Below are 7712 nucleotides of genomic sequence, written 5' to 3' on the forward strand. Positions count from 1 at the left end.
TCATAATTTGGATTTACAGTACCATCTTGACGTAGGCAAGCCAACATACATTGATGTCGAAATTACGTATGATACTGAAAAAGATTGGGATTTATTATTTATATATGAATGCGATAACAATTTCTCCAATCTTAAACAAGTCATGACCTTGTCGGGTGCAGGTGAGCGTAGTTATAGGTCTGTTACACCCAATGGCAAGTTGGTAGTTTCTTTTCTAAGCGACAGTAATACCAGTGGAGATAAGGGATATGATGGATTCAGCGTTATGTATTATGAAGTAAATGAATCTATTCCTCCGGATGAAAATATTTTTGAAGAGACCGGAAGAGCATCTATAGGAAGTGTGTCAGGTGGAGCTAACCTTAAAATTGTTGATTATGCCTGTAAAAATCTTGGTGCGTTGACTTTAACAGAACCCGATTATAATAATTCTATGATATTGCTGGAATCGAGCACAAACTCAATGTTGGGATTAAGTTACAATAAATTAGCAGCAAATGGGTCCTTCGGTTTTACTGCAGGTGGTAAGATATATCACGCATCGGATGGATACAGTTTTTCCACAACAGAAAATCAGAATGCATTTGAAATATATTCCAATGGCAATGTTGGTATCAATAATCCTCCTATTAACAGAGGAAAGGTAAATATCGGGATGAATGGGGAACCGTATGAAGGTTATATTGAAATATCTGATCCTGGGAGAGACTATGAAATGAAAATTTTTAATGCCGGAGGTAATATTGGATCCAGTTGGGGAGGAGGAATTTCTGCACATACCAAAGATAATCATTATGCTTTGTGTTTTGTTGGTGATAATCGTGGTACAAGTACCGGAAGTCGTGGAATAATTGTCTTTGACGGCCGCATGGGAAACTCATCAGCTCTTGATAATCAGGTGGTTTTTGAGTTTTGCAGTGGCTACGGAAAGAGGCTTACACACATTGATGGAAGCGGAAGTTTCATTGTAAAAAAGGATATTGAAGCGGCCGGAACCATAAGAGCTTCAGAGATAAAAGTAAGGGCAACCGGGAATACTGCCGATTTTGTTTTCTCAGATAGCTACGAATTACGCGACTTACAACAAGTCGAAGACTTCATCAAAGAACACAAACACCTCCCGGATATCCCAAGCTCTGAAGAAATGGAAGCATCTGGTGTTAACCTGGGGGAGATGAATAAGATGCTTTTGCAGAAGATTGAGGAGTTGACGTTGTATGTGATATCCTTGCAAAAAGAAAAGGATTCCTTGAGGGCTGAACTTGAAGCTCGCAGTAACTGGCAAAAGGAGTTGGACATCTTAAAGCGAGAAATTATAAGGATAAAGAACAGAAGTAACTTATAGAAAGATATTTGTTTATGAATAAGCAATTTTGCATTTACGTTGTTTTTTTTGTATTTCATAGTTTTGTTGGATTTAGTCAGGAGAATGGGGATTTTGAAACACCTAATCAGTTTCAGTTTCCTACCATCCCAACACCTAATGAGAGCGCTTTACTTAATTCTTCAAGAATACCCGCCGCAACATACAATGGCTCGATTGGAATATCAATTCCAGTTTATGTCATTAAGGATCGACAAATTGAGATTCCGATAAGTTTAAATTACCAAGCTTCAGGGATTAAGGTTGAGCAGGAAGCTAGTTGGGTCGGTCTTGGTTGGAATTTATCAGTGGGTGGAGCTATAACCCGTTTAATAAATGGTCATAGAGACGATATTTGCTATGATTTCGATTCAGAGGATCGGGGAATTTTGCGATTAGCCCAAGATAGAGTGAGTGAAGATGGCCCAGTTATTCCTTTTTTTACCCATGACCTGATTTCTGTTGGTTATGAAAATCCCACATATATCAATAATGCTGTTGAGGACTATATGTTCCTTTATGGAGAAAAAGGACTCCCACCATGTCAAAAATGGATGGAACACTCACCTATCCCAAGGATGTTTAATGAAGGATGGTATAAACCTGATTTATTTTCTTTTTCTTATTTGGGTAAAAGTGGTAAATTTTTTAAGAGACATAGTGAAGGTACTTATGAGCAAATAGATGCTCAGGGCACTTTACAAATTAACTCTATGGAGGGAAATACTGGTTGGTTCATTGTTGATGAGAGCGGAGTAAAATACATCTTTGATGAGCCACAGAAAAAATGGGATTCTTTTCAAACTATTCCTGAGGAGAGACGATTGCCTGTAACCCATTACTTGTCGAGGATCGAATATCCAAATGGGCAGAGTGTCGATTTTGTTTATGAAGAACTTGCCCCTGTATCTTCATTGGCTCAAAAGAACGAGCGCTTAATGTTCTATTCCCCTAATAGCAGAGCAAATGGGCCCACTTATCAGGAAATTGGATGGAGTTATCAAGAATACTGGCCCAAATATTTAAAGCAAATCCGAGCTGGTAATTATATGGTTGATTTTGAAAGAGAAACAGGTAGGTCGGATATTCCTGGGGAGGACAAATTAAAGAAAATAGTTGTTTCTAATTTGTTTTCTGATTTTGAAAAAGAGTTTGTTTTTAATTATGATTATTTTTCTGCAGGTACTGGTTCTTCATCAAGAATTACTGACAGGCTTAAATTGGTGTCAGTGTTAGATTGTGAAGGGAGGTTGCATGAATTTAAATATGTCGATAAAAGAGTTCCTTCAAAACAATCTATGGCTCGGGATTTTTGGGGTTACTACAATGGTGTTGAGGATAATATTACTCTTTTGCCAAAACTTAAACATATAGATGGTTTGAGTGGAATTTATGAAGAAGAATTTCAGGATGCTTATGACTCAAGATTTTCTTCGGATCGACGTCCTAGCTCAGAACATATAGGGTGGGGAATGTTAGAGAAAATTATCCATCCGACAGGAGGATGGACTACTTATGAATTTGAGCCTCATAGATTTTCCAATTTTTTGTATGATTATTTAGGAAGTGGAGGGCGAAGTGTGAAAGAAGGTGCATCAGATAGGGAAGAGATTACGATTAACGTTATCGAAAGAGTGGATGTTGATATAAGAGTAGAAATAGGAATGCCTTATATTCCCGGAAGAAATCTGACCATTGATGAGATTAATAGTTTGCTTGCTGGGAGTTATTGCGCTTTATATGAGAATGGGGAATTAATAAACCGTTTTGTTGCGCAATATGAAGGAGGAGGTAATAGTTCGGGTGCAGGTCTAGTAAGTTGTAACGAAACTATTGAAGGATTTAATTTTGCTCCAGGAAATGATTATGTATTTATTGCTTATTTATCAGAAGATGCGATGAATTATAAAGAATCATATCCTTCTTCCGCTATTTACTGCGAAATCTATACAGATATACCCAAGTATGCCTTGGAAGGATGTGATAATGAAAGGTATAGTATCGGTGCAGGAATGAGGATCAAGAGCATCAAGAAATTTGATTCCAATGGAAATCAATTGCTACATAAAGCATATACTTATGAAGGAGAGAATGCTTCTTATGGTAAATTAATGTCCAGATTGAATTATCAATCAATGTTTTTTGAGTTTCATGATGGTGGAGGTAATCAGAATAGTCGAGGTTGGGTGAATTGCTTGAAAGTTGATGCTAGCAGTAATATTGGTATTTCTAATTCAGCAAATAACAGTCCTGTTGGTTATTCACAAGTGATTGAAAAAATGTACAATAAGCATGGAGACTATAATGGACGAATTGTAAATAGTTATCATAACCAATCATCGCTTGCACAAATTGAGGGTATTCCAGAAATTCCTTATTTGTTGAATGGTAAATTAAAGTCCAAGGTTGTTATGGATAACAATAATGATACCATTTCACGTGTCGATTTTAAATATCTAAAAAAAGTCAATAGTAATTATTTTGGCCTATACTGTCCTTCAAGATTTTATTCTTTAACAGGCTCACCAGCTGGTGATTTTGATCTTTCTCATCTTAATGACGATTATTTTGATTATTATCAAAGAGAAGCGCTTAGTAGAATGACAAATGTACCTTCCGTTCAGTTTGTCACTTATGCTTATTTAATTCCTGCAAGTACATTCAAGTTATCAAAACAAGTAAGTGTTTCTTATGATAAAGGGGAAAGAGGCGTCGTTGAAGAAGTAGAGACGAATTATAATTCAAATTTGCAGGTTAAAAGTAAGATAGAAAAAATAGTTGGAGGCGAAAAGGAAATAAAATATGCTTATTATTACCCTGATGATTATATGAATAACCCTGTTATTGAACCATTGCTTGATAATAGAATACTTGACCGGGTTGTAAAAGCAGAAAGGCTTGTTGATAGACAGTTAACTGACGGAAAAGTAACTCGTTATAATTCAATTGGATTACCTTTAGAGATTTTTAATTATCAGCAGTCAGGATTAAAAGCAAGTCAAGAACATGATAGTAATGAATTGATTCCAGATGATTACTTTTTAACCAAAAAAGTATTGTATAAAGGAAGTAGTATCCCTAAAGAAATAGTTAAAACAAATGACAGGCCAATATATTATTATTGGGGATATAATGATCAATTTGTTGTTGCAAAAATGGGTAATGTTTCCGCTACTGATATTGATAATAATGTCGGGTTACAAAATGCTTTAAATCAATTAAGTTCTTTTACTCATATTCAAAGTGCGGATAAATTAAGTTTAGCAAACTTAAATAGAGAGATTCGAAATCTTTCTCCCATCGAAGCAGAAATTTACACCTACACTTACGATCCTCTTATAGGCATAACCTCCCAAACCGATCCCAACGGCATCACCACCTACTACGAATATGATGGATTTGGACTGTTAAAATGTGTGCGGGATGATGAAGGAAACATCCTGAATACCTTTGAATATCATTATCAAACCCAAGAATAGTAGTTATGGAAGTATACAAATATCTTAAGACGATATATTCAACCAGGAGGAATGTAATGTTTTTTTTGTTTTTATTATTTCCTGTCATATTCTATGGACAGACAGAGCTTATTAGTGTTAGTGGTGATGCATATCCTGGTAATGAGATGACCTACACATTTAATGGTTATTGCGAAAATGTTGAGTGGGAAATATCCGGATTGAACTATTCTTTAACCCGCCCCCCGGGAAAGAAGAGCCTTTACATTTCTTGGAATGGCACAGGGGGCGGGACAGTAACGGCGTATGTAAGTGAATGTTCCTATTCATATCAAGCAAGTTATTCAATTATTACAGATGTCAGGCTATGTCCACCAACCGGATTAGAGCAGGTGTATGGTACATGTGATAAAATATACCTCAAGTGGGATCAGTTTCCAGGAGTAACAGGCTATTACTTAGATGTTTCAACGGAAAGTAATTTTAGAAACTTTGTCCCTGGCTATAGAAATTTGAATATTAACAATGTAGCACAATATACAATAGAATCCGGTTTGATTAGTGGAACTACTTATTATGTCAGGATAAGGGCGTATGACAGCCATGGCTCTAGTCCAAGTTCAAAAACAGTCTCCTGTTCAACTGTATCAATAGCAGATCCCTTAGCTACTATGGGAAGCGGGGCAACCACTTCTCGAATTACGGCTAACTGGTCTGACATAAGTGGCGCTGAGACGTATTATTTGGATGTCTCAACGAATAGTTCGTTTAGTAACTATGTGGGAGAATATGAAAATTTGGATGTTGGCAATGTTTTAAGCAAAACAATAACCGGACTTATTCCAGGCCAAACCTACTATTATCGTGTTCAATATTCCAAAGGGAATTGTATCAGTGGTAATTCCAATACTATAAGCTATTCGACAGTTCCTGCGGCTCCTGTAACGAAGTCAGCAACTAACATTACCCCTAACCAGATGACGGCAAACTGGGATGCAGCAATCGGAGCCACAGGGTATTATCTGGATGTATCAACCAATAGTTCTTTTACTAGCTATGTGTCAGGGTATAGAAATGTTGATGTTGGCAATGTGTTGCAAAAGCGAGTGACCGGACTTTCTGATTGTACTACTTATTACTATCGCGTTAGGGCCTATAATTCAAGCGGAACAAGTAATAATTCTTCTGTGATTGAAGAGACCATACATGTATCTCCCGTTATTGAGCAACAACCAACGGATCAATATGGACGTGTTGGAAATAGTGCAACATTTATAGTTGATGTCAGTGGATCGAATTTGACTTATCAATGGCGAAAAAATGGAGCCAATATAAGTGGAGCAACATCAGCCAGCTATACCATAACAAATATCCGACCATCCGACGTTGCATGGTACGATGTAGTAATTACTGATGGTTTAGGAGAGAAGCTGTTTTCTAGTTCGGCTCAACTTTATGTTACTTTCCAGGCGCAGCCCGATAAAAATTACATAATTAGTCGAACCATTGAGAAGAGTGGTGTTCGAGACGAGAGTGAAGTGGATTTTATTCCGATAGACAGCATCGAGGAAGAAATATCTTATTTCGACGGCCTTGGCCGTCCCATGCAAACCATTTCGGTGGCAGCCAGCCCTTCAGGTGCAGATATTGTTCAACCGATCGTCTATGATGGTTTCGGAAGAGAAAAATATCAACTGTTACCCTATATAAGTGGAGAAAGCAGTGGCGCCTTTCAGGAAAATCCTGACATGACCGATCCAACGAGTACTTATGCCGGGAGTGAGCATCATATATTTTATCAGAACCAAAATATTTCCGGAGAAGACAAGCCCTATGGCTATTCTGAAACCGTCTTCGACAACTCTCCCCTTAACCGTGTGATGGCCCAGGGTGCTCCGGGCCAAGACTGGCAACCTGACGCTCATCCTGTAAGATACAGCTACGAGACCAATGAAGTGCAGGAAGTATTGTTGTTTCAGGTTGTCAGTGATAAATTGGAAAATACCGGTGGCGATTGTTATGGTAACTATTGTTACTATGAGCCCAACCAGTTGTACAAGACCGTTACTAAAGATGAAAACTGGCAAGCAACAGACGGAAAACTTCATACCACCGAAGAATTTAAAGATAAACTTGGTCAGGTGGTATTAAAACGCAGCTATGTTTTAAATTCAGAAGGAAATGTTCAGCCGGTTGAGACCTACTACGTTTATGATGATTTTGGTCTGCTGCGCTATGTAATTCCGCCCAAAGCCACGGCTAACTTCAAAGGAGATGTTAAAGATTATACCAGTCAAAGTGCTGTAAAATGGGTAACATCAGATGAAGTAGTGAGCATAAAAGACCCGGCCGTAGACGGCTATCTGGTAGACGGACAGGGGAGTGTGACATTAAAACCCGGCTTTTCATTTGCAGCCACAGCAGACGAGAGTTTCTCAATAATTACGGCCAACCTGTCGGGCGATTTGATGTACAGTTACAAATACGACGGCCGCAAGCGCATGATTGAAAAGAAAATACCCGGTGCCGAAGTGGTTTATATGGTCTATGATAATCGTGACAGGTTGGTACTTACCCAGGATGGTGAGATGCGGGAAAAGGAAGAATGGCTGTTTACGAAATATGATGCGCTGAATCGTCCCGTCATGACCGGTATTTTAACTACGTCCAAGACGCATGATCAATTGCAGACATATTTCAAAAACTTTGAAGGCGAAGACGTACAGTTGTATGAGACACTGCCTGACAATGGAAGCGGACTGTATACTCTTAATAATAGTTATCCAAATGTGGAAGATTTGAATGATTTAACCGAAGATAACCTGCAGACCATAACCTATTACGATGATTACGACTGGATGGGTAGTATTGATATATCGGATTACTATAAT

The 7712-nt window shown here is 38.0% G+C and carries 3 protein-coding genes; all 3 read left to right on the forward strand.

What is annotated here, in order from left to right:
• The coding region (locus ACTCNA_RS16905; protein WP_462949118.1) for a hypothetical protein at window positions 1–1345 on the forward strand (1345 nt) is incomplete at its 5' end.
• A gap of 14 nt (window positions 1346–1359) precedes the next feature.
• Window positions 1360–4842, forward strand: coding sequence for a hypothetical protein (locus tag ACTCNA_RS16910; RefSeq protein ID WP_462949119.1), 3483 nt, complete (start codon window positions 1360–1362; stop codon window positions 4840–4842).
• Between the two features lie 5 nt (window positions 4843–4847).
• Window positions 4848–7712 (forward strand): DUF6443 domain-containing protein (locus ACTCNA_RS16915; RefSeq protein ID WP_462949120.1); only part of this gene is annotated, 2865 nt, incomplete at its 3' end.

Source organism: Tangfeifania sp. (assembly GCF_055108615.1).